Here is a 25,117-nt window from a genome sequence, read left to right as displayed (position 1 = left end):
TTTGTGCGGAGGACCAGGGTATGGACGGCCCGAGCGGCCAGGACCAGGGAGCGAGCGCCGCCGGTCGGCCGGCGGCCCGTCCTCCCTTGCGCCGCGCCGCGCAATGGGCCCGCGACTATGCCCGGCTGCCGGGAATTCCCGATGAGTTCATTGGCGCCGACGGGCAGCCGCGCCCGGTCTGGACGCGATTTGCCGACACTTTCGCGGCGCTCGCGCCGACCGACGTCGACCGCCGCTTTGCCTCTGCCGACCGCCATCTCCGCGAGGCCGGCGTCACCTACCGCTCGCCCGGCGACAATGCCGAGCGATCCTGGCCGCTCAGCCATCTGCCGCTGCTGATCGACGAGGCCGAGTGGGCGCAGCTGTCCCAGGGCATCGTGCAGCGCGCCGAATTGCTCGAGCGGGTTCTGCAGGACATCTACGGTGAGGGCCGGCTGATCGCGAGCGGCGCGCTGCCGGCCGCGGCCGTTGCCGGCTCGAGCGAATATCTGCGTCCGGTGTGCGGCATCAAGCCGCCGGGCGGCCGCTTCCTCAGTGTGTATGCCGCCGACATCGGCCGCGGTCCCGACGGGCGCTGGTGGGTGCTCAGCGATCGCACCCAGGCGCCGTCGGGCATGGGCTACGCGCTGGAGAACCGGCTGGTGCAGTCGCGCGCCTTCTCCTCGATCTACAAGTCGATGAATGCCGAGCGGCTCGCGCCGTTCTTCGAGGCGTTCCGCGATGCGCTGCGCGCCAGCGCCGATCGCGACGAGCCGCGCATCGGCGTGCTGACGCCGGGCACCTTCAGCGAGACCTATTTCGAGCACGCGACGCTGGCACGCTATCTCGGCTTCCTGCTGGTCGAGGGCGACGATCTCGCCGTCAGCGGCGACCGCGTGCACATCCGCACCGTGGCCGGCCTGAAGCGCGTCGACGTACTGCTGCGCCGGCTCGATTCCAACTCGCTCGATCCGCTCGAGCTCGATGCCGCCTCGCGGCTCGGCGTCGCCGGACTGATGGACGTGGTGCGCAAGGGCGGCGTCGTGATCGCCAACATGCCGGGGTCCGGCGTGCTGGAGGCGCGCGCATTGCTCGGCTTCCTGCCGAGCTTGTCGCGGCGCGTGCTCGGCGAGGACCTCAAGATCCCGCACATCGCGACCTGGTGGTGCGGCCAGAAGTCCGCGCGCGACGAGGTGCTGTCGCGGCTCGAGGAGTTCGCCATCGAAGGCGCCTATGGCCGCGCTGTGCCCGGATTTGCAAGCAGCGGGCCGCTGCTCGCGGCCGAGCTCTCGGCGGCCGAACGGGAGTGGCTGCGCGCCGCGATCCTCCAGCGCGGTATCGACTATGTCGGCCAGGAGGTGGTGCGGCTGTCGACCACGCCGGTGTGGGAGGACGGCAAGATCGCGCCACGTCCATTCGTGCTGCGGGTGTTTGCAGCGGCCACGCCGGACGGCTGGACTGTCATGCCCGGCGGCTTCTGCCGCATCGCCGACAAGCTCGATGCCCGCGCGGTGTCGATGGGCGACGGCGCAAGCGCTGCCGATGTCTGGGTCGTCGGCGACAAGGCGGTGGCGGCGCGCAGCCTGCTGCCGGGCTCCGACAATGTCCGCATCCGCCGCATCGCCGGCGTGCTGCCGAGCCGCGCCGCCGACAACCTGTTCTGGCTTGGCCGCTATCTCGAGCGCGCCGAAGCCACGCTGCGACTGATCCGCGCGCTCGCGGCCCAGCACCGCGATCCCGGCAAGGGCTCGCCGGCGCAGCTCAACACCGCCGAGCGCATCCAGCGCTTGCTGCTGTCCTGGGGCGCGATCGCGCAGACCTCGCGCACCCAGGGGGCGCGCGTCGCCGACGAGGCGCTGCAGGCCGAGGATCAATTCGGCTCGGCGCTGTCGCTGTTGAAATCGGCGCAGCGCACCGCGATATCGCTGCGCGAGCGGCTGTCGCCGGATGCGTGGCAGGTCATCACTGAGATGTCGAACCGGCTCGCCCAGGACGTCGACGATGACGATGCCGTCGTCAGCACGGCCGAGCTGCTGCTCGAAAAGCTCGCGAGCTTTGCCGGTCTTGCCCAGGAGAACATGAACCGCGCCGCCGGCTGGCGCTTCCTCGACATCGGCCGCCGCGCCGAGCGCGCCATCAACACCGCGCGGTTCGCGCGGCAGTTCGGCTATGACGAGGCGACGCCGGAGGATCTCGACGTCCTGCTGACGCTGGTCGACTGCCAGATCACTTATCGGTCGCGCTATCTGATCGGCCCGTCGCTGGCGCCGATCCGCGATCTCGTCGTGCTCGACACCTACAATCCGCGCTCGGTCGCGTTCCAGATCGAGGTGCTGAGCGAGCACATCGCCAGCCTGCCGGTGCTGAAGGAGAACGGGCTGATCGAGCGTCCGCAGCGGCTCGCCGTGTCGCTCGGCGCGCGGCTGACCGCGGCCGAGGCCGCGCATCTCGACGGCCGCACGCTGTTCGCGCTGGAGCAGGATCTGCTCAATCTGGCGGAGGCGATCGGTCAGCATTACTTCCCGCACGGCCCGAATGCGACGCGGCCGGAAAAGCTCACGGGCCTCGCGTGATCTACGACATCCGGCATGTCACCACCTACGAGTATGAGAGCGCGGTCAGCTTCGCGCGCTGCTCGCTCCGGCTCGAGCCGCTCAGTGGCGACGGCCAGGAGCTGATCTCGCACAGCGTCGACATCCGGCCGCGCCCGTCGGAGCGCACCGCGCGGCGCGATTTCTTCGGCACCCTGACCGAAAGCATCGTCATCGACACCCAGCACCGTCATCTGCGCATCGACTCGCGCTCGCGGGTGAAGCTGTCGCGCAAGCCGCCGGAGCGCGACGCGGCGAGCGCGACCTGGGAGCAGGTGCGCGACGCCGCGTTCGAAGCCACCAGCCTCGGCCCGTCGTCGCCGATCGGCTACGTGTTCGCCAGCGCGCTGGTGCCGGTGCTCAAGCCCGTGACGGACTATGCGGCCGCGGGCTTTCCGGCCGGCACAGGCATCGTGGCCGGCGCTGCGGACCTGATGCGGCGCATCCGCAAGGAGTTCAAATACGATCCCAAGGCGACGGTGATCTCGACGCCGCTGCGCGAGGTATTCGACAATCGCCACGGCGTCTGCCAGGATTTTGCCCATGTGATGATCGCGGGACTGCGTGGGCTCGGTCTGCCCGCGGCCTATGTCAGCGGCTATCTGCGCACCATCCCGCCCGAAGGCCAGCCGCGGCTGCAGGGCGCCGATGCGACTCATGCCTGGGTGTCGCTGTGGTGCGGCGAGACGCTCGGCTGGATCGGCTTCGATCCGACCAATGATCTCGTGGTCGGCAATGATCACATCATCCTCGGCATGGGCCGCGACTTCTCCGACGTCTCGCCGGTGGACGGCATCATCGTCGGCTCGCCCAAGCAGAAGCTCGGCGTCGCCGTCGACGTCGTGATGGTGGAGTAGGGCGGTTCCCGCGACGGGAACGACCGGAACGTTTTTCTCGCATCGCACTTGATCCGCCCGAGGGGCTTGAATGGGGGCTGGCTGACCCTTTCGAGCGATGGAGTGATCGACATGAAGCGTGTTGCAATCATCATTGGCCTCGTCGGCGCCTGTGTCGCCGGCACCGCTTCGGCCCAGCCGAGTGTGAACCTGACCGGCACCTACCGCTGCATCCAGATGTGCCGCGACGGCATGATCGGCGCGCCGGCTTTCGTCACGCAGAACCGTGATTCCGTGAACCTGACCACCGAGACCGGCGAGTCCCTGCAGGCCTGGCCGGATTGGAACGCGCCGAACAGCCGGCTCTGGATCGATGCCCGTGACGAAAGCGCGGTGTATTCGCCCGACGGCATGCGCATCCAGTTCGACGACGGCCGCGTCTGGCAGCGCGACCTGCCGCCGCCGCTGATCGTCGAACGCGGGCCGGTGGTGTACGGGCGGTAAGTCATCATTGTTTTCAGGAAGGCCCTCGCGCATGCGGGGGCTTTCCGCTTCGAGTGAGTTGGAATGCACGCGGCCAAACAGCCTGTGTCGTCCCGGCGAACGCCGGGACCCATAACCCCAACTGTTTGTTGGGCGGCACGCTGTTAGTAACACCTCGCATATCACTCCTGCTGCGGAGTATGGGTCCCGGATCGGCGCCGCGCCAACGCTGTCGCATCGGCGCAGCTTGTCCGGGACGACGACGAATGTGTGGCACGTCTGTTCCCCATCGGACTGATGGATTTGCAGCTGCGTTCTCGCGACACGATGTGTCCGAGTCATGATGTGCAGCTCGTCCCTCTTGATCGAAGAGGGCGCAGGGAATGCCGGGTGATGGCCTCACCCATGGCCCGCCTGCAAACAAAAAGCAGGCGGCAGGTACCACAGGTGCAGCCGGATCGACCCGGCATTCCCCGCGCGATGGGTTGACGGCTTATACGTGGTCTCCCTGGTGCGCCGGGCTTTCTGGCCACCATCCCCCGCGCGATCGCATTGCGCCAGGTTGACACCAGCATCGGGGTGTCAGGACATCACGACTTCACCGTGCGCATGATGCCGTTCGTCCGCGCGACCAAGCACGCTGCAGCACCACACGCCCACCGCTCCCCAGGCTCCACGTTCGTGACGATCGCGATCCGCCCCTCTCACGAGCCCGGGATGGCCGGAAACATCCGCCTGATTTGCCCGACAGCGCAAGAGGCAAGTGTGCGGCAAACTGGCACGACGGGCAGTTCGGGCATGATAGATATGTGATTGATGCGAGCCCGAGTGAGAAACTAATTCGCCGGCGCTGAGCGACGTGGGATGGCCGGGACAAGCCTGGCCATGATGGCCGAGAGAGCGAGTCCACTCAATTCCATTATTCAGCGGCCGAAGCTCAGCACTTCCGCATCTGCAGACAATGCTCGCGCCCTTCGATGTCGGTGCGAAACGATTCGATGAAGCCGCCCTGGCGCTGGGTCACGTACACCGTCTTGCCGTCGCTGCCGCCGAAAGCGAGATTGGTCGGCTCCTTGGCTTTCAGGGCGATATCCCTGATGACGCGCCCGTCGGGTGCGAGCATGGCGATCGTGCCCTTCAGGATGCGGGCGACCAGCAGGCGGCCGCTGGCGTCGGTGCGCAGGCCGTCGATGGTGTTCGGCTCGAAGGTCTTGATCAGCTTCGGCCGCGTCAGCGCCTCGCCCTCGATCGCGTAGGACCAGATCTCGCCACTGTTGGATTCGCCGACATAGAGCGTGCGGCCGTCCGGGCTGAGATCGATGCCGTTGGTGGTGCCCATGGCGCGCGGCGCGGTCATCGCGACGCCCTGCAGCGCGCCGTCGGCTCCCTTCGCGATCCGCCAGATGCGGCCGCTACGCGCCTTCCAGGCCGGATCGCTCGCATAGATCACGCCGTCGCGCGCCAGCGTGATGTCGTTGGGCTGGCTCATCTCGTCGGCGTGGAAGACGAGGCGGGGCTCGGTGGTGCCCGCCGCGATCGCGAAGATGTTGTGCTTCTTGTAGTCGGCGACGAACAAGGTGCCGGTGGCGTCGATGCGGATCGCGTTGCCGATGCTGCCGTCGGGGAGCTCGGTGAACTTCTCCGAGGCGGCCGCCTCAGGCGCTAGCCGGCCGATGGTGCCGGCCTTGCCGAGATTGACGACGTAGAGATTGCCCTGGGGATCGACGGCGGGGCCCTCGATGCCGAAGGTGTATTCGCCTGACGGTGTGAGCTGGGTGCTTTCGAACAGTTTTGGCCCGGCAAGGGCGGGTGCGATCGCGAGCATCGCCAGGAGCGAGATGCGTAGGGCGGGCAAAGGCGCAAGCCGACGCATCCAGCGTCCGACAATGGTCTCGTGTGCGCCGCGCACACCATGACGCGCACCGGTGCCCGCGGCCGGTAAGCACGCGCCGCCTGCGGCGGCCGCTTTGCCCACCCTGCGGTCTTGCTTAGAGCGGCACCAGGAACTGCTGTTGGATGTAGTAGCCATTGTCGTCCGTGCAGGCGCCGTTGAGATGAGTGTCGGCCGGCCGGAAGAAACGGCTGAAGCCAGGCTTATTGACGGCAAAGCGCTCCGTCACCACGACGACCTTGCCGAACGGGATGTCGCCGCAGTCGCGGCCGTCGGCGGCGAAGAATTTTCGATGCGGCGGGCCGCCGGGCTTCACCCGCATGCGGCTGCCCGGAACCATGCGCGCGACGAGATCGTCGGCGACATCAAGCAGCTTGGCGTAGCCGGGTTCCGTCTTGATGAGATTTGCACCCGGCGGCATCTGCCGCTCGCTGCCGAGACCGCGCAGGCGCTGCCGCAGCCGGCCTGAATCGGGATCGCCGGGATAGATCCAGCCGTCCTGCGCCAGCAGGAAGCGCAGCATGGCCTTGTCCTTTTCGGTGTCGGATTGTCCGGCCTTGAGGCCGAAATCCGAATGGCAGCCGCTGCAGCGCTTCTCGACCAGATCCCTGCGCACCGTCGTGAGTCGCGCGCGGCTCGCGGCATCGTCCATCACGAGGGCGGCCAGCCGCTCGATCAGCTGATCGCTCCTGGTCTCGCAAGGCAGCGGCTCGGGCACGGACTCGCTCGATCGGTCGATGCGGATCACGGTCTGGTTCTTGTCCTCGACCAGCCAGAGTGCGCCGTCATCGGCGACGGTCATGCCGACCGGCGCGCCTTGCGGGCGGATGCCGTTGACGCGGTGCCAGCCGGCGATGATCTCGTCGAACGCGGCAGCCGGCGCGGGGCCTGCTGCGGTCTGGAAGGCGCGGGTCGGCTCGGCGGCGCAGCTGACGTGATAGCGCACCGGCGCGGGGCTCACCTTCGGGTAGCCGCGCTCGTCGACCTCATAGGCCAGCAGCCGGCTGCCGGTCGGACGATAGCCGTGCAGGCCGACCAGCAGCTTGCCCTTCAGCTCGGCCAGACGATCGGCGGTGTAGTAGAGCATGCCGAGCGGTGCGCCATGCGGCGGCAGCAGCGACCAGGGCTGCTTGTAGAGAGCGCTGTCGGTGCAGAAGCCCCTCAGCGGGCCGCCCTGCAGCACGCGCTTGAACTCCGCGCTTGGGGTCGCGAGATCGTAGCAATACGGCCAGCCGTAGTGGCGGCCCTGTTCGATGGCATTGATCTCCTCGTTCGGCGCGAACACATCCTGCAGGTCGCGGGCATTCTCCGCTTGCAGGAAGGCCATGCCGGGATCGGGAAAGCGCGGATGCAGCACCAGCGCCATCGAGTTGCGCAGGCCGCGCGCGAACACCTGGTGCGGCGGATCGGCATCGCCGGATTTCAGCGCCGGGAAGATGCCGCCTGCCGGTGGCGTGAAAAGCCAGATCGCCGCCAGCGCAGAGGCGCCTTCAGCGGCGGCGCAGGGCCCCGGGACCGCCGCGGGGGAGAGGCAGTTGTCGCTGTGCGATCCGATGTTGACGAACAGCCGTCCGGTGCGGTCGAAGGCGAAGGCTTTCAGCGGATGGGCGCTCTCCGACAGGCGGGTGCCGTCGGGCAGCGTGAGACGACGGCCGGGCAGGCCGCGGATGATGGTCTCGACCGTGGCCTTCGNTCGGAAGAGAGCGGATCGAAACGGAAGATCGTCGTATCGGTCGAGGCGTAGATCCGGCCATCCGCGCCTGCGGCGAGGCCGAACGGATAGGACAACCGCGTGATGGCTTCGCGCACGCGCTGGCCTGCGGGCGCTGCGGGATCCAGGATCAGCAGCCGGCCGTCATCATGGCCCCAGCCGCCCATGTCGGCGACCACGAACAGCTGACGGCCCGGGATCTGCACGATGCTGCGGGGAAACCTGAGGCCGTCGTCGCGGCTCGCCACGAGGCCTGCGCAGAAGCCGGCCTTCATGTCGATCCGCAGCCGCGGAAAGGCGAGGTCGCCGTCGCCGCATTTGGCCTGGCCGAGCGCGTAGCCGCTCCTGACCGTCACGTCGTCGGCGCGGCCGTGGGATGCGCCGAGCAGCACGGTCGCGATCACGGCCATGATGCGCCACGACCAGCTCATGCGATCCGATCCCGCCTAGTGCATCAGATTGTATTGCACGATGTAGGCCGCGGCGCCCGCGAAATAGCCGAGCAGAGCGATGCCGCTGATGCGGCGGACGTACCAGAAGAAGTGGATGTTCTCGAGCCCCATCGCGGCGACGCCGGCCGCCGAGCCGATGATCAGGATCGAGCCGCCGGTGCCGGCGCAATAGGCGACGAACTCCCACAGGAAGCTGTCCGGCGGATACTGGCTGAGGCTGTACATGCCCATCGACGCCGCGACCAGCGGGACGTTGTCGATGACCGCGCTGGCGAGGCCGAGCACGACCACGATCAGGTCGAGGCGGCCGACGGTGCGGTCGAGCCATTGCGCCAGCGCCTGCAGGATGTGGGTGTGCTCGAGGGCCGCGACCGCGAGCAGGATGCCGATGAAGAACACGATCGAGGGCATGTCGATCCGGGTCAGCGCATGCACCAAGGTCAGCCGCTGCTTCTGCTCGGAGGCCTTCTCGCGATGGATGATCTCGCCGACCATCCACAACAGGCCGAGGCCGAACAGGATGCCCATGAACGGCGGCAGATGCGTCACGGCCTTGAACAAGGGCACCGCGACCAGGATGCCGAGGCCCATGAAGAACATCAGGTTGCGCTCGAACGGCAGGATCGGGCTGATCGAGGCGAGGCCGGCGCTCGCTGGCGGCACCAGCTGCTTGCCGCGCAGAGTGAAGCTGACGGCGGCAAGCGGCACCACGAGGTTCAACAGCGAGGCAATGAACACCGATTTCATGATCGCGAGCGGCGTGATCTGGCCGCCGATCCACAGCATCGTCGTGGTGACGTCGCCGATCGCCGACCACGCGCCGCCGGCATTGGCGGCGATGACGATGATGGCGGCGAACACCAGGCGGTCCCCGTCGCGGCCGGACAGCTTCTTCATCAGCGACACCATCACGATCGCCGTGGTGAGGTTGTCGAGCATGGCGCTGAGGAAGAAGGTGACGAAGCCGACCAGCCAGACCAGCGTCACCTGGTTGCGGGTGCCGATCAGCGAGGTCACGACCTCGAAGCCGTTATGCGCGTCGATCACCTCGACGATGGTCATGGCGCCGATCAGGAAGAAGATGATTTGCGCCGTCGAGGCCACGGAGTCGTTGAGCTGGGAGGCCACCTCCGACGCCGTGGCGCCCATCACCGCGTAGATCGTCCACATCAGCCCGGCGCCGACCAGGGCGGTCGCCGCCTTGTTGATCCGGAACGGATGCTCCAGCGCCACCACAGCATAGGCAAGCGCGAACACGGCGACGATAGCGGCGGTCATGGGCGGGGCATTCCGGGCTGAGGAGCGGCGGGCGGGAGGAACTGCCCAAGATATGACCGATCGGCCGCCCGCCAGCAAGCCGTGAGCGTCGTTCAAGACGGGGGGGGACTCAGATCATCGCCGCGGTGATCGTCTCGGCGTGGCTGCGGATGGCGCGGATCTCCGCGGGGCTGCGGCGCTCGAGATTGACGTACTGGTTGCGCATCCGGCCATTGTTGGCGAAGCGGCGGCGGTGCTTGGCGAGGAAGCTCCAATACAGCGTCGTGAACGGGCAGGCCTTGTCGCCGGTCGCCTGCTTGGGATCGTAGCGGCAGTTGCGGCAATGATCGCTCATGCGGTCGATGTAGTGGCCGGAGGCCGCATAGGGCTTGGTGCCGACCACGCCGCCGTCGCCATGCTGGCTCATGCCGAGCGTGTTCGGCAGCGAGACCCAGTCGATGGCGTCGTGGAACATCGACATGTGCCACAGGTGCACGTCGTAGGGCTTCACCCCGAGCAGCATCGCGAACAGGCCGAGCACCATCAGCCGCTCGATGTGATGCGCATAGGCGTGATCGATGGTGTGGCCGATCGCCTGCGACAGGCAGCGCATGTCGGTCTCGCCGGTCCAATAGAAGCGCGGCATCGGCAGGTTGGCCTCGAGCGCGTTCTCGTCGGCGTAATGGGGCATGCGCTGCCAGTAGATGCCGCGCACGAATTCGCGCCAGCCGATGATCTGGCGCACGAAGCCTTCGAGCGCGTTGAGCGGCGCGTTGCGGTTGGCGAGCGCGGCGTCCAACACCTCGCGCGGATTGAGCATGTGCAGGTTGAGCGCGCCGGAGAGCCGCGAATGATACAGGAACGGCTCGTCGCTCAGCATGGCGTCCTGATAGGTGCCGAACAGCGACAGCCGCCAGGCGACGAAGTCCGACAGCTCGGTCAGCGCGTCGACGCGCGACACCGGCAGATCGAACCGTTCGAGCTTGCCGGGACTGTTCGAAAACCGCGCCGCCACCAGCTTGAGCACGTCGCGCGTGATCGCATCAGGCGGATAGGAGCGGGGGACGGGAATGGGCGGGCGCGACCTGCCGAAACCCTTGCGGTTCTCGGCATCGAAATTCCAGCTGCCGCCGATCGGCCGGCCGCTCTCGTCGAGCAGGAGACCGGTCTTGCGCCGCATCGCGCGGTAGAACGTCTCCATGATCGGGCGTGGATGGCGCTCGGTGAAGGCGTCGAACTCGTCGGCCGTGCACAGGAAGTGGCGGTCGAGCCTGATTTCGGGGCGCTGCGGCAGCTTGCGCAAGCTCTCGCGCACCCGGAAGTCGCCGGGCTCGAGCACGATCGTGGCCTCGGGCTGCAGCAGAGCCTGGTGACGCGCGATCTCGCTGTCGAGCGCGCCAGTGTTGGCGGGATCGTCGAGCCGCACGTAATGCACGGCGCGGCCGCGCGATTCGAGATCGGCATGGAAGTGGCGCATCGCCGCGAAGAAGAACGCGATCCGCATCTTGTGCTGCGGCACGTAGGCCGCCTCGTCGGTGACCTCCATCTGCAGCACGACGTCCTGCGCCGGATCGAAGCCGTCGAACGCAGCCGAATCCGCATCGAGCTGGTCGCCCAGCACGATGACGAGATGTCTGACGGCCCTTGCTTTCGTCATCGCGTCCCGCAGCAGATCAGGCCGCCACCGCGGTGACGGTGGTGGCACGGCCGAGGCATTCCTTGCGCACTGCGACCAGGCTGCGATGCAGCCAGGTCTTGATGGTGCCGACCGGCACGCCGAACCGCTCCGACAGCCGCGTCCGGCTTTCGCCTTCGAGATAGGCCAGCGCGAGCAGTTGCCGCCGCTCCTCCGGCAGGCGCTCGAGCGCCTTGCGGGCGATCGGTTCCGCCTGCGCGTAGTCGAACTCGTCGTCGGTGTGGACGGCGGCGGGATCGGCGATCGAGAGCGCCTCGTCCAGCTCCGAGGTCGGCACGCCGGTCGCGCGCAGGCTGTCGATCGCCGTGTTGCGCATGATGGTGCACATCCAGGTGATGGGCGAAGCGCGCGCTGGATCGAAGCTCGCGGCGTGACGCCAGATCTTCACGTAGCCGTCCTGCAGGATATCGTCGAGGTCGGCCGAAGAGGGCAGCATGGCGCGGACGGTCTTGCGCATCTTCACCCGGGTTGCGGCGTGGAGTTCGGCAAAAGCCTGCTCGTCGTTGCGTCCGGCGCGGGCCAGAAGGCCGCTGAGATGCGCGACGTAGCTCTTTTGATCCGCGCTTGCTGATCGCATCCTTCTCCTCCATCCGCTTCCTGGATTGAAACGGGGCAGGGGCTGATGCGGATCACCGCGAGCGTGCAGTCGTCATCGTGGCAGCGCAACTGGCGGATCGTCCAGACGATCGAACTCGCCTGGACGGCCTGATGTCGCCTGCAGTGATGTTCAGAGCCGGACGAACGGGCTGATGATGCGGCCCAGCAGGCCATGCATGCGCAGGTCGCCCGTCATCGCCACCAGGCACAGGCAGGGCCCTTCGTCGCCGACCACGGGACGATGATCGACCTCGTCGTCGCCATAGTCGAAATCGCCGGGGCCGTAATAGCCGCCGAGATGGCTGAAGCTGCCCTTCAGCACGCAGGTCAACTCATTGCCGGAGTGGGTGTGCTCCAGCATCCGCGCGCCGGGCTCGGAGCGCAGCAGGAAGGCGCGCGACTTGCCGGTGCCGGACAGCATGATCGGACGCATGCTGATGCCCGGCGCGACGCGGCGGCGCTTGCCGATCTTGCAGCGCTTCACCATCTCGGGCAGGTCGGCGAGCTCCGGATCGACCTCAGCCACCTCTCTGACAACAGGTGCCGACTGGGGGCGGCGGTCGATCCGTGCCATGACGGCGTCGAAGGCGCCGGCTCCCATGGCAACCGGCTCGGCCTGATCGAGCGAGGCACCGGCCAGTTGCTCGACGGCGCGCACGAAGCGCCGGCAGCGATGGCAATCGGCGACGTGGACGCCGACGACAAGCCGCTCGGCCTCGTCGAGCGCACCAGTGGCGAAGTCGGCCAGCAGGTCTTCCGGCGGGTGATGGCTGATCGTCATGTCGCGTCGTCCAACAGGTCTCTCAGGCGATTCATCGCCAGTCTGATTCGAGATTTTACCGTACCGAGCGGCAGTCCGAGCACTGCCGCGATTTCCGAATGGGGTCGTTCCTCGATGAACGACAGGCGGATCACGGTGGATTGCTCCACCGACAATCTTTCGATTGCAGCCGCCACGCGCGTGGCATCTTCGACACGCGAGACGATCTGGTCGGCTGCGAGCGTCGGATCGGCTTCCTCGTCGAGGACGATCTCCTTGCTCAACCGGCCCTCGCGGGTCGCCTTGCGGGCCGCGTCAATGCGCTGGTTGCGCGCGATGGTGAAGATCCAGGCCGCTGCGCCCGCCGTCGACGGGTCGAATTGGGCCGCCTTGGTCCAGACCGATACCATCGTCGATTGGGCGATCTCCTCGGCCTCGTCCGGATTGCAGCCCGTCTTGATCAGGAAGCCTTTGATGCGCGGCGCAAAATGCTCGAACAGGGCCTTGAACGCCTCGCGGTCGCCGCGCGCGGCGACGCGTCCGATCAATTCCGCCCAGTCCACAGTTGCCTTCGGCCCTCTGCTCGCACTCGCCATGACGCGGACACCGGAGCCCCGCGCAAATCTCTGGCGGGACGATGCCACGTTCCATGACGCTAATCTAGCCGCTCTCAGTCGCGTGGTCATGATCCCCGGCACGCCTCTTCGATACCGGGGAACGCGTGGAACATCTGACTGGATCACTGCGAGTCGCGATTTTTCCGCCGACATCAATCCTTGAGGTCGGAATTGACCATCGCCAGGAACTCCTGCCGGCTCATCGGGTCGGTGCGGAAGCAGCCGAGCATGCGGCTGGTGGTCAGGTCGACCCCGTGCTTCTTCACGCCGCGCGAGCTGATGCAGTGGTGGGCGGCCTTGATGACGACGGCCACGCCTTGCGGCTGCAGCACCTCGTTGATGATGTTGGCGATCTCGGCCGTCATCCGCTCCTGGATCTGCAGCCGGGCTGCATAGGCCTCGACCACCCGGGCGAGCTTGGAAATGCCGACGACGCGGCTGCGCGGCACGTAGCCGACCCAGGCGCGGCCGATGATGGGCGCCATGTGGTGTTCGCAATGGCTCTGGAACGGAATGTTCCGCAGCAGAACCATCTCGTCGTAGCCCGCGGTCTCCTCGAACGTCTTTCGGAGGTAGTCCTCCGGATTCTGATCATAGCCGGCGAAGTAGCTCTTATAGGCACGGGCGACGCGGGCCGGCGTCTCGGAGAGGCCCTCGCGCGAGGGATCCTCGCCGATCCAGGTCAGGATGGTGCGGATCGCGTCCTCGACGTCGTCCTGGGTGACCGTCACGGGATCGCAGACGAAAGGCAGTTTCTTGGCGGTGTTGCGCACGGCGGGCTCTCCGAAAGCAGGGAAACGGAACCCCTGTGCCCGTGGATCACCGCGCGGCGGACATTTGCACGTCCGCCGCGCCGGCGTGGATCGGCTCGATCAGAGAGGGATCAGCGGCGTCAGCTCGCCTTGCGCAGCCTGGTTTCGGCCGCAGGGCCCGAGCGCAGGTTCTGGAAAAATTTCTCGACCTCATGCGCCAGGGTCTGCGCCGTCGAGTTGAGGTCGCCGGACGCCGAGAGAACGGAGGCGGCGGCGGTCGAGGTTTCGCCGATCGCGTCGCGCAGCGAGCCGATGTTCATGACCAGCGTCTGATTGCCGTGCGCGGTCGACTGCGCGTTGGCCGAGATCTCGCGGGTGGCCTGATCCTGCTGCTGAATGGCGTTGGAGATGTTCGAGGTGATCTCGTTGATGCCGCGCACCGCATCTCCGATCTCGCGGACCGCGTCGACCGCGGTCTTGGTCGAGGACTGGATCAGCCCGACGTTCTGGCTGATCTCCTCGGTCGCCTTGGCGGTCTGCCCGGCCAGCGCCTTGACCTCGTGGGCGACGACGGCAAAGCCGCGGCCGGCCTCGCCGGCGCGGGCGGCCTCGATGGTGGCGTTCAAGGCCAGCAGGTTGGTCTGCTCGGCGATGGTCTGGATCAGGGTCAAAACGCCATCGATGCGCTGCGTAGCGGCGGCGAGGCCCTCGATCTCGGTGATCGATTTCTCGGTGCGCTGGCCGGTCTGCTCAACGGCGCCGGCGGACTGGCGGATCTGACGGCCGATCTCCTCGACGGACGCGGACAGCTCCTCGGCGGCGCTGGCCACGGCGGAGACGTTGGTCGAGGCCTGCGACGTGGCGCCGGCTGCGGTGACGGCGCGCTCATTGGCATCCGCGGTGAGCCGCGTGATGGTCTCGGCGGTGTTGCGCATGGCGGCCGCGTTCTCGGTGACGGTGCGCATCACGCTGCCGATGGCGGTCCGGAAATCCTCCACCGCGGATTCGATGTGCCGCGCGCGCGCCTCGCGGATCTCCGAGTCCTGCGAGACCTGGACGTTGAGGTCGCGGTTGTGGGCCATCGCCTGCTGGAACACGCCGATGGCGCGGGCGAGCTCGCCGACCTCGTCGGCACGGCCGGCATGCGGCACCTCGACGTTCTCGGTGCCGGTCGCGACCTGGCGGATGGTCTCGGTGATCTGCGACAGCGGGCGGGCGATCGAGCGTGCGATGATCACGATGCCGGCGACGACGAGCAGCATCATGGCGCCGCCGAGCACGGTGAGCACCAGCGAGAGCTTGCGGTTGATCTCGGTGTCCTCGCCGATCCTGCGACCGCGCTCCAGATAGACCTTGGAGAGCTCGTCGAGATCCTTGTTCAGGGCCGAGCGCACCGAACGGTTGGCGTCGTTGTCGCCCCATTCGCGTCCCGCGGCGGGGCTGATCTCGTTGGCGCGGCGCACCAGCTCTTTGCGGAACTCGACGAATTGCTCGATCCGCTTCTTGAAGGTGCCGAATTGCTGTGCGTCGTCGGCCTGCACGATCGCCTGCCACTTGTCGACGACCTTGAGGATCTCGGCGTTGAACTTCAGCAGTCCGTCACCATAGCGCTTCACGACCGCCGGATCGGTCGACATGTAGACACCGCGCGACTCCATCACCACGGCGTAGACGAGGCCGTTGACAAGCTGAACATTGAGGGCAGCGAGATTCGAGGTCTCGATCGCCTTGGTGAGCTCAGCGCCGCGGCGCGAGTTGTAGTCCGACAGCCAGGTGATCGCAGCCGTGAGCAGGGCAAACAATGCGAAGATGGCGTAGAGCTTGACCGCGATGGAATGGCGTGAGGCCGTCTTCGTTGACGTCGGACGTGTGGTCATGAGGTGGACTACCGGCGGGTGATAGGCTGCGACGCGGGACGATTGATCATTAATAGTTATGCAAAAGCTTCATGGAGAAAGCGTTAAGTGGACACTATCAGTATGATGCAACCCCTGCGCACTTCGTGTTGTTTTTCAATCAATTAGCCCGCGGCTCGCCGCCGTTGAAGCTGCGCCGCATCCGCTTGACTACGGAGACCGCCAGCGGCCGGCGGCTACCGTTGCCGTGCAAATGCGTCGCAACTGGTGGCCGGCGCGGGCTCGCCCGATCTGTCGGCGAGACCGCCACGGCCGTGTCACTCGAACCGAGATCACGGTCGAGAATCGGAACCTCGGGTTCGCCGCTCGGAAGCGTTCGAAGCCGCCGCAGCGGCTCAACTTTTCCGGAAGTGGTAGCGAAGGGCAGGGCGTCGCCGTAAGGTACCCCGATAGCAGGTTGTTGCGAGGACGATCGATGAGATTCGAAGGCATCGAAACGATACGCCGCATACTCTGTGTGTTTCCGCGCTACACGTCTTCGTTCGGAACGTTCGAGTACGCCTACCCGCTGACGGACGGCATCCAGGCGTTCATGCCGCCGCAGGGACTCTTGCTGATCGCGGCCTATCTGCCGAGTTCCTGGCAGGTGCGCTTCATTGATGAGAACATCCGTCCTGCGCGCGATGAGGATTTTGCCTGGGCGGAGGCGGTGTTCGTCAGCGGCATGCACATTCAGCGCCAGCAGATGAACGACATCTGCCGGCGCGCCCACGCCTTCGATCTGCCGGTCGCGCTCGGCGGCCCCTCGGTGAGCGCGTGTCCTGATTATTATCCCGACTTCGACTATCTGCATGTCGGCGAGCTCGGCGACGCCACTGACCAACTGATCGTGCGCCTGGCGCGCGACGTCTCACGTCCTGCGAGCCAGGTCGTGCTGCGCACGGCGGAGCGCGTCGCGATGACCGATTTCCCGGTGCCTGCCTATGAGCTGGCGGAGGTCAGCAAGTACTTCCTCGGCAGCATCCAATATTCCAGCGGCTGTCCGTATCAGTGCGAGTTCTGCGACATCCCCGGTCTCTACGGCCGCAACCCGCGCATCAAGACGCCGCAGCAGATCATCGCCGAGCTCGACAAGCTCAGGGAGTGCGGCGTCACCGGCTCGGTGTATTTCGTCGACGACAATTTCATCGGAAACCGCAAGGCCGCGATGGACCTGCTGCCGCATCTGATCGAATGGCAGAAGCGCACCGGCTATGTGATGCGGCTCGCCTGCGAGGCCACGCTCAACATCGCCAAGCGGCCCGAGATCCTGGAGAAGATGCGCGAGGCCTACTTCATCACCATCTTCTGCGGCATCGAGACGCCGGATCCGGATGCGCTGACGGCGATGCAGAAGGACCACAACATGATGGTGCCGATCCTGGAGGGGGTCAGGACCATCAACAGCTACGGCATGGAAGTCGTGTCCGGTATCATCATGGGCCTCGATACCGACACGCCGCAGACCGCGGATGCACTGCTGCAGTTCGTCGAGGAGAGCCGGATCCCGCTGCTCACCATCAATCTGCTGCAGGCGCTGCCCAAGACGCCGCTGTGGGACCGGCTCGAGCGCGAGGGCCGGCTGATGCAGGACGACAGCCGCGACTCCAACGTCAAGTTCCTGATGCCCTATGACGAGGTGGTGTCGGCGTGGCGGCGCTGCATGGATGTGGCCTACGAGCCGGAGCGGCTCTACGCCCGCTACCAGCATCAATGCGACCACACCTATGCCAACCGCATCAAGGTACCTGTCAGCGACGAGATGAAGAGCTGGCCCAACATCCGGCGCGGCCTGGTCATGATGGGCAAGATCTTCTGGAAGGTCGGGGTGCTCGGCGACTACAAGCGGCCGTTCTGGCGCTTCGCCTGGAGCCAGCTGAGGCGCGGCCAGATCGAGAACTTCATCGCGGTCGCGATCATCGCCCACCACCTGATCATGTTCGCTCGTGCCGCCTCACGCGGCCATCAGAACGCATCGAACTACTCGATCCGGTTGCGCGAGGCGGCTGTTCCGGCGGGGTGACGACCGTCGTCGCCCGGAGCTTGCGAGTGGGCGGACCGTGCGGTCCGCGTGATCGGCGGTTGTTGAGCGAGTCAGGTTTTTGGGCACCCGCGGGCCCCGCGCGCGCGAGGTCTTTTCAACCACGGCAGAATCGTGGCGTCATCGCCCGCGCGGCCGGCTCGCCGTCTTGTGTGGCGCGCATGGTTGCGGGTGGGGTGTGAACCCTGCTAGACCCGGACGCGACAAATTTCTGCGTATTTTCAAGGATTAGCTTCGGCTGCGGGCCACAATGCGGTCATGTCAGCTTCGCTGAGCGGCCTTATTTCTGCCCTATGCGCTCAAGCCTCCGAATGGGCCGCGCCTCAACATTGGACCCCCGCATGCTGGACGTCAGGCACGACAACGAAGTTCATGTCGAAAAGGTCGAACAACGGCCGGCCGACAGCATCGCCTTCGGGCTGGAGCGCCTCGGGCTGCTCGCCGTCAAGGTGCCGGTGCTGTCCTGCATCGTCCTGCTGCTTTTGATCGTGGCCGCGGTGTTCGGCATCAAGCGCATCCAGATCGATGATTCGCTGAGCCAGCTGTTCCGCTCGGACAGCAAGGAATTCCATCAGTACGAGGAGGTCACGAAGAAGTTCCCGGCTGAGGAATTCGACGTCCTCGTCGTCGTCGAGGGCAAGACGCTGCTCGCCCGGCAGAACCTCGAGAAGCTCCGCGACTTCGTCACCGACCTGCAACTGGTCGAGGGCACCCGCGGCCTGGTGTCGCTGTTCTCCGCCCGCCAGGCGCCGGCGCCCGGCAAGCTGCCGGCAGCGCTGTTTCCCTCCGACCTGCCGGAGGGCGAGGCCTATGACAAGTTCATCGAGACGGTGAAATCCAACGAGATCATCCGCGGCAAGCTGCTGTCGGAAGACGGGACGCTGGCGCTGATCGTGCTGTCGCTCGAGCCCAAGGTGGTCGCCTCCAACGATCTCGGCAAGGTCGTGGGCGACATCCGCAAGCTGATGACGGACGATCTCGCCGATACCGGCCTGAACGTGCAGCTGTCCGGCGTGCCGGTCATGCAGCTCGAGATCCGCAACGCGGTCGAGCGTGACGGCCTGACCTACAACGTGCTCGGCATTCTCGCCGGCTGCATCATCGCCATCATCTTCTTCCGCAAGATCTCCTTCATGATCGTGGCGGCCTTCCCGCCGCTGATCGCGATCATGCTCGCGCTGGGCGCGCTGGGATGGGCTAACTTCAACCTCAACATGTTCCTGAACGTGATGACCCCGCTGATCATGGTCATCAGCTTCTCGGATTCGATGCAGCTGACCTTCGCCGCCCGCGACCGCCTGATCGCCGGACAGGACAAGGTGACGGCGTTCAAGAACGCGGTGCTGGTGGTCGGTCCGGCCTGCGTGCTGACCCACGCCACCGCGGGCATTTCGTTCATCGCCCTGCAGTTCTCGGACAGCGACCTGATCCGCAAGTTCGGCGAGGCGGGGCTGGCAGCCACCGTCATCGCGCTGCTCGCGGTGCTGTCGCTGGTGCCGGTGTTCGGCGTGCTCCTGGTGCGCAACGAGAAGACCTTCGCGGTCAAGTTCCAGGGCGCCGATGCCGGCGTCCAGGCGCTGCGCAATTTCTGCTACTGGATCGCGGTGCGCATGGTCGGCCGTCCCGGCCTGTTCAGCCTGATCGCGGTCGTGTTCGTCGGCTCGCTCGCGGTGGTTTATGCGAGCCTCGAGCCGCGCTATCGCCTGGCCGACCAGGTGCCCGACAAGCGCCAAGCAGTCGCTGCGAGCAACCGTCTCGACGCCAAGCTGACCGGCGCCAATCCGGTCAACGTGCTCATCCAGTTTCCGAAGGGCGCCTCGCTGTATGCGCCGGAGACGCTGCAGACGATCGCCGATGTCCACGCCACGGTCGAGAAGACCGCCGGGGTCGGCAACGTCTGGTCGGTCGAGACGCTCAGGCGCTGGCTGGCGGAGAAGGCCGGCTCGTCGGATACGGCGACCCTGCAGGAATACGTCAACCTGATCCCCGAGCATCTGGTGCGCCGCTTCATCGACAAGGAGCAGGATGCGGTGGTGGTCGCCGGCCGCGTCCCCGACCTCGATTCCAGCCAGCTGCTGCCCGTGGTCGACAAGCTCGATCGGGAGCTCGATGCTGTCAGGAAGAAGCACCCGGGCTTTGAGGTCGCGGTCACCGGCCTCGCCGCGATCGCCGCGCGCAACTCGGCGAGCATGATTCAGAAGCTCAATCACGGCCTCACCATCGAGTTCGCGCTGGTGGCGATGTTCATTGGTCTGGCGTTCCGCTCGTGGGTGGTGATGCTCGCCTGCATCCTTCCCGGCATCTTCCCGGTGGTGATGTCCGGCACCTTGCTGTGGGCCATGGGAGAGGGGCTGCAATTCGCCAGCGTGGTGGCGTTGACGGTCTCATTCGGTCTCGGCCTGTCCGCCACCATCCACTTCCTCAACCGGTTGCGCATGGAAAGCGCGCCGGGAATCAGCGCAGCCGTCGCGGTCGAGCGCGCCACCGTGCTGGTCGGCCCGGCGCTGATCCTCACCACGGTGGTGCTGGCCTGCGGCCTCGTCGTCACCGTGTTCTCAGACCTGCCGTCGCTGCGGCTGTTCGGCTGGCTCAGCGCGTTCTCGATGGTGGCGGCCCTGTTCGCCGATCTGTTCATCCTCCGGCCGACCGCGATGTTCCTGATCAACCTGTCGCAGAAGCTGAAGCGCAAGCCGGTGTGACGTGAAGGGGGGGCTGGTCCTAGCCACACCCACAACTGTCATCGCCTGGAAAAGCAGGCGGTGTGGATCCCACACACAACTGTCATCGCCCGGCTTGACCGGGCGATCCAGTACGCCGCGGCCATCGGCTCTATCACGACCGCCTCTGGAATACTGGATCGCCCGGTCAAGCCGGGCGATGCCAGCGGAGATGATGTCAGGCGCTGATTGCTGCGGAGGCCATCGCAAAACAAAACGGCCCTGACATCGTCAGGGCCGTTCGCGTCGTCAGAAGCTGCTAGAGTCGCTCAGGTCTTCGACATTGTGATGTTGACGCCGCGGATCTCGCCCTTGGAGGAGATCTGCACGACCTGCTTGTTGCCGCTGGTCTTCAAGGTGATGCTGGCGGCGAAGCCGGCGGCTTGCACGAACACGTCGATCTGGCCGTTGCCAGCGGTGCCCTGCAGCTCGCCGTTCACGTTGCGGCTGGATTCGCTCCAATTGCCGGAGATGCGGTCGCCCTGGCTGGTGACGTCGCTGGACAGCAGGAACTTGTAGCTGTCGCTGGCGCATTGCAGGCTCTGCTTGAGATTGGCGCCGGCCACCTTGTAGCTCGCCTTGCAGCGGATCCGCTCGGTGGTGCCGTCCGACAGCGCGACCGTGCCGTTGCCGGCCCAGGAGCCGTCGAAGCCGGCGAACGGGCCCGACTGTGCATGGACTGCCGTCGCGGTCAGAATCAATGCTGCGCCGAGACCGGCGGCCTTGACGACGCGCCCCGAGAAAGATGAGCCGAACAGTTTCATATCGAGTTTCCCATCCAAAATGACACCGCTGTGCCGGCGTGTGTCGCCGCTTCGAACACTTTGGTGTCCTCGCCGAAGGTTAGGTTCAAATGACGGCCGGCCGGGCGCTGCGACCGGATGTCATGATTCATATCGGAATTCCCATCGGCACCCTGCGACGGACCGGCGCCGAACCGCCTTCCGCGCAAAACTGCTGCACCCCCGCAGCCCCGACGGCGCCGCATCTAACGGTCCCCGCTGCATGCTTGCAACAGCCAAATGCGAAAAACGTCCCTCGAGAATAACGCCCTAGTATCAAAGCCTTGTTTATGCCAAAGCTGTGGAGGTCCGAGCATGATCGCTCGGCATCATAGGGCGCGAATTTGGCCGCATTTGGCAGCGTACCTCCGGCGCTGGGGGGCTTGCGGTCCTTGCCAAACCAAACAGGTGTTTCCCGGTCCGCATCGGCGATCCCGGGAGGTGGCCTCTGCTGTCAAAATGAAGGAACACGATGCGTAAGATTTGCCTGGCACTTTCCCTGCTGTCGCTGACCGTTTCCACCGCCGCCTTCGCGCAAGGCGGGCGTGGCACCGCCGAGGAGCAGGCGGCCTGCACCCGCGACGTTCAGAAGTTCTGCCGTTCCGTGATCGATCAGGGCGACTTCACCATCCTGGCGTGCCTGAAGGAGAACCGCTCCAAGATCAGCGCCGATTGCGACAAGGTGCTGAAGACCCACAACCAGTAAGCGGTTGCCGTTCGGAACGGCTGTTTCCGGACGCTCTTGGTTAACGGCCGTCGGCCCCCTGTCACAGGGCGTCCGGCGGCCCGACCGCATTTGTTGCCCCATATCGATTGCATTGGTTTTGGCTGGATCTTCGCCTATATGGAGGCCAGCAATCCGTTCGCATAAGCGAAGCGGCGGGCATTGTTTTCGGTAGCGCCCTTTCAACCTGATAGCTGTTTCGTCCATGACCACCGCGAGCGATTTGCGATCCGGCAAGACACACCGGGACGAGAACTTTCCGGTCGCCTCGTGGATCATCCGTCCCGAGCACCGTGCGCTGATTCTCGCCTTCTACAATTTCGTGCGCACGGCCGACGACATCGCCGATCATCCGAGCCTGCCGGGTGACGAGAAGCTGCGGCTGCTCGATCTGCTCGAGGCCGAGTTGACAGGGGCGGGCGAGACCCAGGACGTCGCGGTCAGCCTGCGCCGGGCGCTCGCCGCGCGCGGCATGCCGCCGCGCCACGCGCTCGATCTGCTGGTCGCGTTCCGCATGGACGTGACCAAGCTGCGCTACGAGAACTGGGACGAGGTCATCCACTACTGCCGCTACTCGGCGATGCCGGTCGGCCGCTTCATGCTCGACGTGCATGGCGAGTCCACGGCGACCTGGCCGGCCTCGGACGCGATCTGCGCCGGCCTGCAGATCAACAACCACCTGCAGGACTGCGGCAAGGACTACAAGGCGCTGAACCGCGTGTATCTCCCGCGCGATGCGCTCGCTGAAGCCGGCGCGACGGTGGAGATGCTCGGAGCGGCCAAATCGTCGCCGCAGCTCCTGAGCTGCCTGCAGAAGCTCGCGGTGCGCAACGCGGCGCTGCTCGATGAGGGCAGGGACCTCAACAGCGGCGTGAAGGATTTCCGCTTCGGGCTCGAGATTGCGGTCATCCAGGCTTTCGCCGATCGCATCGTGGCGCTGCTGCAGGCGCGGGATCCGCTCAGCGAGCGCGTGCACCTTTCGCCAACCGGCATGCTCGGCCTCACCTTCACGTCGGTGATGGGCGAGATCGGCCGCCGCGTGGCCGGCCGTCATCCCCAGACCAAATCGGCGGGCGCATGACCCTCGAAGCAACCGCAGACACGATCGATCACGGCACGGCGGCGTCCGGCAGCTCGTTCTACGCCGCGATGCGCATCCTGCCGCGCGCCCAGCGCGATGCGATGTTCCAGGTCTACAGCTTCTGCCGCGAGGTCGACGACATCGCCGATTCCGACGGCCCGCGGCCCGAGCGGCTGGCGGCGCTGCAGAAATGGCGCGACGACATCGACGCGCTGTACCAGGGCAATCCGCCGCCGCGGCTGCGCGACTACGTCGGCTCGGTGAAGACGTTCGGCCTGAAGCGCGAGGATTTCCTCGCCATCATCGACGGCATGGAGATGGACGTGCCGGCGGAGATCCGCGCGCCGGATCTCGCCACGCTCGACCTCTATTGCGATCGCGTCGCGAGCGCGGTCGGCCGTCTGTCGGTGCGCATCTTCGGCATGCCCGAGGAGGACGGCATCCTGCTCGCCCATCATCTCGGCCGTGCGCTGCAGCTTACCAACATCCTGCGCGACATCGACGAGGACGCGGCCATCGGCCGGCTCTATCTGCCGCGCGAGGCGCTGCTGTTCGCCGGCATCACCGGTGACGATCCGGCCAAGGTGACGCAGGAGCGCGCGCTGCCCAAGGTCTGCAATTCGGTGGCCGTCCGGGCCAAGACGCATTTCGAGAAGGCCGACGAGATCATGCGGCGCAACCGCCGCCGCGCCGTGCGGGCGCCGCGCATCATGTCGAAATACTACCGCGCCGTGTTCGATCTCCTGATGGACCGTGGCTTCGCGCCGCCACGCGAGCCCGTCCGCGTGAGCAAGCTCACGAAGATCGGCATCATCCTCCGTTACGCTATCATCTGATGACCAAGACCGCTCACATCATCGGCGCCGGAATCTCCGGCTTCTCCGCCGGCGTGCGGCTCGCGAATGCGGGCTACGTCGTGCATGTCCACGAGGCCACGCAGCAGCTCGGCGGCCGTTGCCGCTCCTATTACGATGCGGCGACTGATCTCGTGATCGACAATGGCAACCATCTGCTGCTGTCCGCCAACCACCACGTGCTGGATTATGCCCGCACCATCGGCTCGGAGGCGGGGCTGGTCGGGCCCAAGCAGGCGCAATTCGCCTTCGTCGACATCAAGACCGGGCAGCGCTGGCTGCTCGATCTCGGCAGCGGCCGGTTGCCGCTCTGGGTGCTCGACGAGGGCCGCCGCGTGCCCGATACCAAGCTCGGCGATTATCTGGCGCTGTCGCCGCTGATCTGGGCTCCGACCTCGAAGCTCATCGGCGACAGCATTCCCTGCAAGGGCACGCTGTATGATCGCCTGGTGCAGCCGCTGCTGCTGGCCGCGTTGAACTGCGATCCGCCGGAAGGCTCGGCCGGGCTTGCCGGCGCCATCGTCCGCGAAACCCTGCTCGCTGGAGGCCAGGCCTGCCGTCCGCTGATTGCGCGTGACGGTCTGTCCGGCGTGCTGATCGATCCCGCCGTGAAATTCCTCGAGGGCAAAGGCGGCAGCGTCCGGATCGGCCGCGAGCTGCGCGCGCTGGAGAGCGCGGGCGGTCGCGTGACCGGGCTGAAGTTCGGCGGCGACGAGACCGTCGCGCTCGGCGCCTCCGACGTCGTCGTGCTGGCGGTGCCGCCGCGGCCGGCGATGGCGCTGCTGCCGGGCCTGACGGGGCCGACCAAATATCGCGCCATCGTCAATGCCCATTTCCGCATCACGCCGCCGAAGGATTCGCCGGCGCTGCTCGGCGTTGTCGGCGGCCTCATCGAGTGGCTGTTCGCCTTCCCGCAGCGGCTGTCGGTCACCATCAGCAATGGCGATCGTCTGGTCGACATGCCGCGCGAGGAGCTGGCCGCGGCGATCTGGGCCGACGTCTGCAAGGCCGCCGGCATTTCGGCCGAGCTGCCGCCCTGGCAGATCGTGCGCGAGCGCCGCGCCACCTTCGAGGCGACGCCCGAGCAGAACGCGCTGCGTCCGGGCGTGAAGACGGCTTTCGGCAATCTTGCTCTGGCCGGCGACTGGACCGACACCGGCCTGCCGGCGACGATCGAGGGCTCGGTCCGCTCCGGCGACCGCGCCGCCGATCTGCTGCTGGGGTAGAGGTGACCTCGTCGGCTCTTCTGAGCGTAGTAGACGCCGCCACGCTTCGGAGATGCCGAGCAGGGCGCCCCAACACCAGTGTCGTCCCGGCCTCCGCGCCGGGACCCATGCGCCGCGGCGGTTGTGGTTCGCCTACGATGCCGGTCGAGCGGGTTCAACCAACGGGCGTCTCGGC

General features: G+C 66.4%; 18 protein-coding genes and 1 pseudogene. 9 read left to right on the top strand and 10 right to left on the bottom strand.

What is annotated here, in order from left to right; all coding sequences use genetic code 11:
* The first annotated feature begins 20 nt into the window (after positions 1 to 20).
* The 3 genes from BRAO375_RS07975 (at position 21) to BRAO375_RS07965 (ending at position 3,910) form a co-directional block, all read left to right on the top strand.
* A complete protein-coding gene (locus BRAO375_RS07975) occupies positions 21 to 2,552 on the top strand; it encodes a circularly permuted type 2 ATP-grasp protein (RefSeq protein WP_009026951.1) in 2,532 nt (843 codons plus the stop codon).
* The gene (locus BRAO375_RS07970) at positions 2,549 to 3,427 is read left to right on the top strand and encodes a transglutaminase family protein (protein ID WP_009026950.1); all 879 of its coding nucleotides are present in this window, start codon (positions 2,549 to 2,551) and stop codon (positions 3,425 to 3,427) included. Before BRAO375_RS07975 ends, BRAO375_RS07970 begins: the two co-directional genes overlap by 4 nt.
* A gap of 102 nt (positions 3,428 to 3,529) precedes the next feature.
* Positions 3,530 to 3,910 (top strand): hypothetical protein, encoded by a 381-nt coding sequence (locus tag BRAO375_RS07965; protein ID WP_009026949.1) that lies wholly within the window; start codon positions 3,530 to 3,532, stop codon positions 3,908 to 3,910.
* A 916-nt stretch (positions 3,911 to 4,826) separates the two neighbouring features.
* Here BRAO375_RS07965 and BRAO375_RS07960 read toward each other — a convergent pair.
* The 9 genes and pseudogenes from BRAO375_RS07960 to BRAO375_RS07920 all read right to left on the bottom strand — a co-directional run bounded on the left by BRAO375_RS07960 (position 4,827) and on the right by BRAO375_RS07920 (position 15,499).
* Complete coding sequence (locus BRAO375_RS07960; RefSeq protein ID WP_052536072.1) at positions 4,827 to 5,762, bottom strand: SMP-30/gluconolactonase/LRE family protein; 936 nt, start codon at positions 5,760 to 5,762, stop codon at positions 4,827 to 4,829.
* A 115-nt stretch (positions 5,763 to 5,877) separates the two neighbouring features.
* Positions 5,878 to 7,922: pseudogene (locus BRAO375_RS07955) on the bottom strand (PQQ-dependent sugar dehydrogenase).
* A 15-nt stretch (positions 7,923 to 7,937) separates the two neighbouring features.
* Entirely contained in the window at positions 7,938 to 9,221 is a 1,284-nt protein-coding gene (gene nhaD, locus BRAO375_RS07950; protein WP_009026944.1) for a sodium:proton antiporter NhaD, read from the bottom strand.
* Positions 9,222 to 9,330: 109 nt separating this feature from the next.
* Complete coding sequence (locus BRAO375_RS07945; RefSeq protein WP_009026943.1) at positions 9,331 to 10,857, bottom strand: cryptochrome/photolyase family protein; 1,527 nt, start codon at positions 10,855 to 10,857, stop codon at positions 9,331 to 9,333.
* A 16-nt stretch (positions 10,858 to 10,873) separates the two neighbouring features.
* A complete protein-coding gene (locus BRAO375_RS07940) occupies positions 10,874 to 11,473 on the bottom strand; it encodes an RNA polymerase sigma factor (protein WP_009026942.1) in 600 nt (199 codons plus the stop codon).
* A 150-nt stretch (positions 11,474 to 11,623) separates the two neighbouring features.
* Entirely contained in the window at positions 11,624 to 12,274 is a 651-nt protein-coding gene (locus tag BRAO375_RS07935) for a ChrR family anti-sigma-E factor (protein WP_009026941.1), read from the bottom strand.
* Complete coding sequence (locus BRAO375_RS07930; protein WP_009026940.1) at positions 12,271 to 12,816, bottom strand: sigma-70 family RNA polymerase sigma factor; 546 nt, start codon at positions 12,814 to 12,816, stop codon at positions 12,271 to 12,273. Before BRAO375_RS07930 ends, BRAO375_RS07935 begins: the two co-directional genes overlap by 4 nt.
* A gap of 206 nt (positions 12,817 to 13,022) precedes the next feature.
* Positions 13,023 to 13,643: a GTP cyclohydrolase I FolE gene (gene folE / locus BRAO375_RS07925; RefSeq protein WP_009026939.1), complete on the bottom strand. Its 621-nt coding sequence runs from the start codon at positions 13,641 to 13,643 to the stop codon at positions 13,023 to 13,025.
* A 119-nt stretch (positions 13,644 to 13,762) separates the two neighbouring features.
* Positions 13,763 to 15,499 carry a methyl-accepting chemotaxis protein gene (locus BRAO375_RS07920; protein WP_009026938.1) on the bottom strand — a complete coding sequence of 579 codons (1,737 nt, stop codon included), beginning with the start codon at positions 15,497 to 15,499 and terminating at the stop codon, positions 13,763 to 13,765.
* Between the two features lie 454 nt (positions 15,500 to 15,953).
* Between BRAO375_RS07920 and BRAO375_RS07915 the strand changes: the two genes are divergently transcribed.
* Together BRAO375_RS07915 and BRAO375_RS07910 are read left to right on the top strand one after the other, a co-directional pair.
* Positions 15,954 to 17,540: a B12-binding domain-containing radical SAM protein gene (locus tag BRAO375_RS07915; RefSeq protein WP_009026937.1), complete on the top strand. Its 1,587-nt coding sequence runs from the start codon at positions 15,954 to 15,956 to the stop codon at positions 17,538 to 17,540.
* A 359-nt stretch (positions 17,541 to 17,899) separates the two neighbouring features.
* Entirely contained in the window at positions 17,900 to 20,257 is a 2,358-nt protein-coding gene (locus BRAO375_RS07910) for an efflux RND transporter permease subunit (RefSeq protein ID WP_009026936.1), read from the top strand.
* 287 nt (positions 20,258 to 20,544) lie between these two features.
* Here the strand turns inward: BRAO375_RS07910 and BRAO375_RS07905 are convergent, their stop codons facing one another.
* A complete protein-coding gene (locus tag BRAO375_RS07905) occupies positions 20,545 to 21,039 on the bottom strand; it encodes a hypothetical protein (RefSeq protein WP_009026935.1) in 495 nt (164 codons plus the stop codon).
* A gap of 490 nt (positions 21,040 to 21,529) precedes the next feature.
* Between BRAO375_RS07905 and BRAO375_RS07900 the strand changes: the two genes are divergently transcribed.
* The 4 genes from BRAO375_RS07900 to hpnE all read left to right on the top strand — a co-directional run bounded on the left by BRAO375_RS07900 (position 21,530) and on the right by hpnE (position 24,942).
* The gene (locus BRAO375_RS07900) at positions 21,530 to 21,763 is read left to right on the top strand and encodes a hypothetical protein (protein ID WP_008962864.1); all 234 of its coding nucleotides are present in this window, start codon (positions 21,530 to 21,532) and stop codon (positions 21,761 to 21,763) included.
* Between the two features lie 223 nt (positions 21,764 to 21,986).
* Positions 21,987 to 22,862, top strand: a complete 876-nt coding sequence (hpnC, locus tag BRAO375_RS07895) for a squalene synthase HpnC (RefSeq protein ID WP_009026933.1) — start codon at positions 21,987 to 21,989, stop codon at positions 22,860 to 22,862.
* Entirely contained in the window at positions 22,859 to 23,698 is an 840-nt protein-coding gene (gene hpnD / locus BRAO375_RS07890) for a presqualene diphosphate synthase HpnD (protein ID WP_009026932.1), read from the top strand. Before hpnC ends, hpnD begins: the two co-directional genes overlap by 4 nt.
* Positions 23,698 to 24,942, top strand: a complete 1,245-nt coding sequence (hpnE, locus tag BRAO375_RS07885) for a hydroxysqualene dehydroxylase HpnE (protein WP_009026931.1) — start codon at positions 23,698 to 23,700, stop codon at positions 24,940 to 24,942. The genes hpnD and hpnE overlap by 1 nt, the downstream gene beginning before the upstream one ends.
* Positions 24,943 to 25,117: the final 175 nt, after the last annotated feature.

The sequence above is a fragment of the Bradyrhizobium sp. ORS 375 genome (assembly GCF_000239775.1).
Lineage (GTDB): Bacteria > Pseudomonadota > Alphaproteobacteria > Rhizobiales > Xanthobacteraceae > Bradyrhizobium.
The sequence above is the reverse complement of the archived record's forward strand: the minus strand, read 5'-3'. Positions and strand labels throughout refer to the sequence as shown.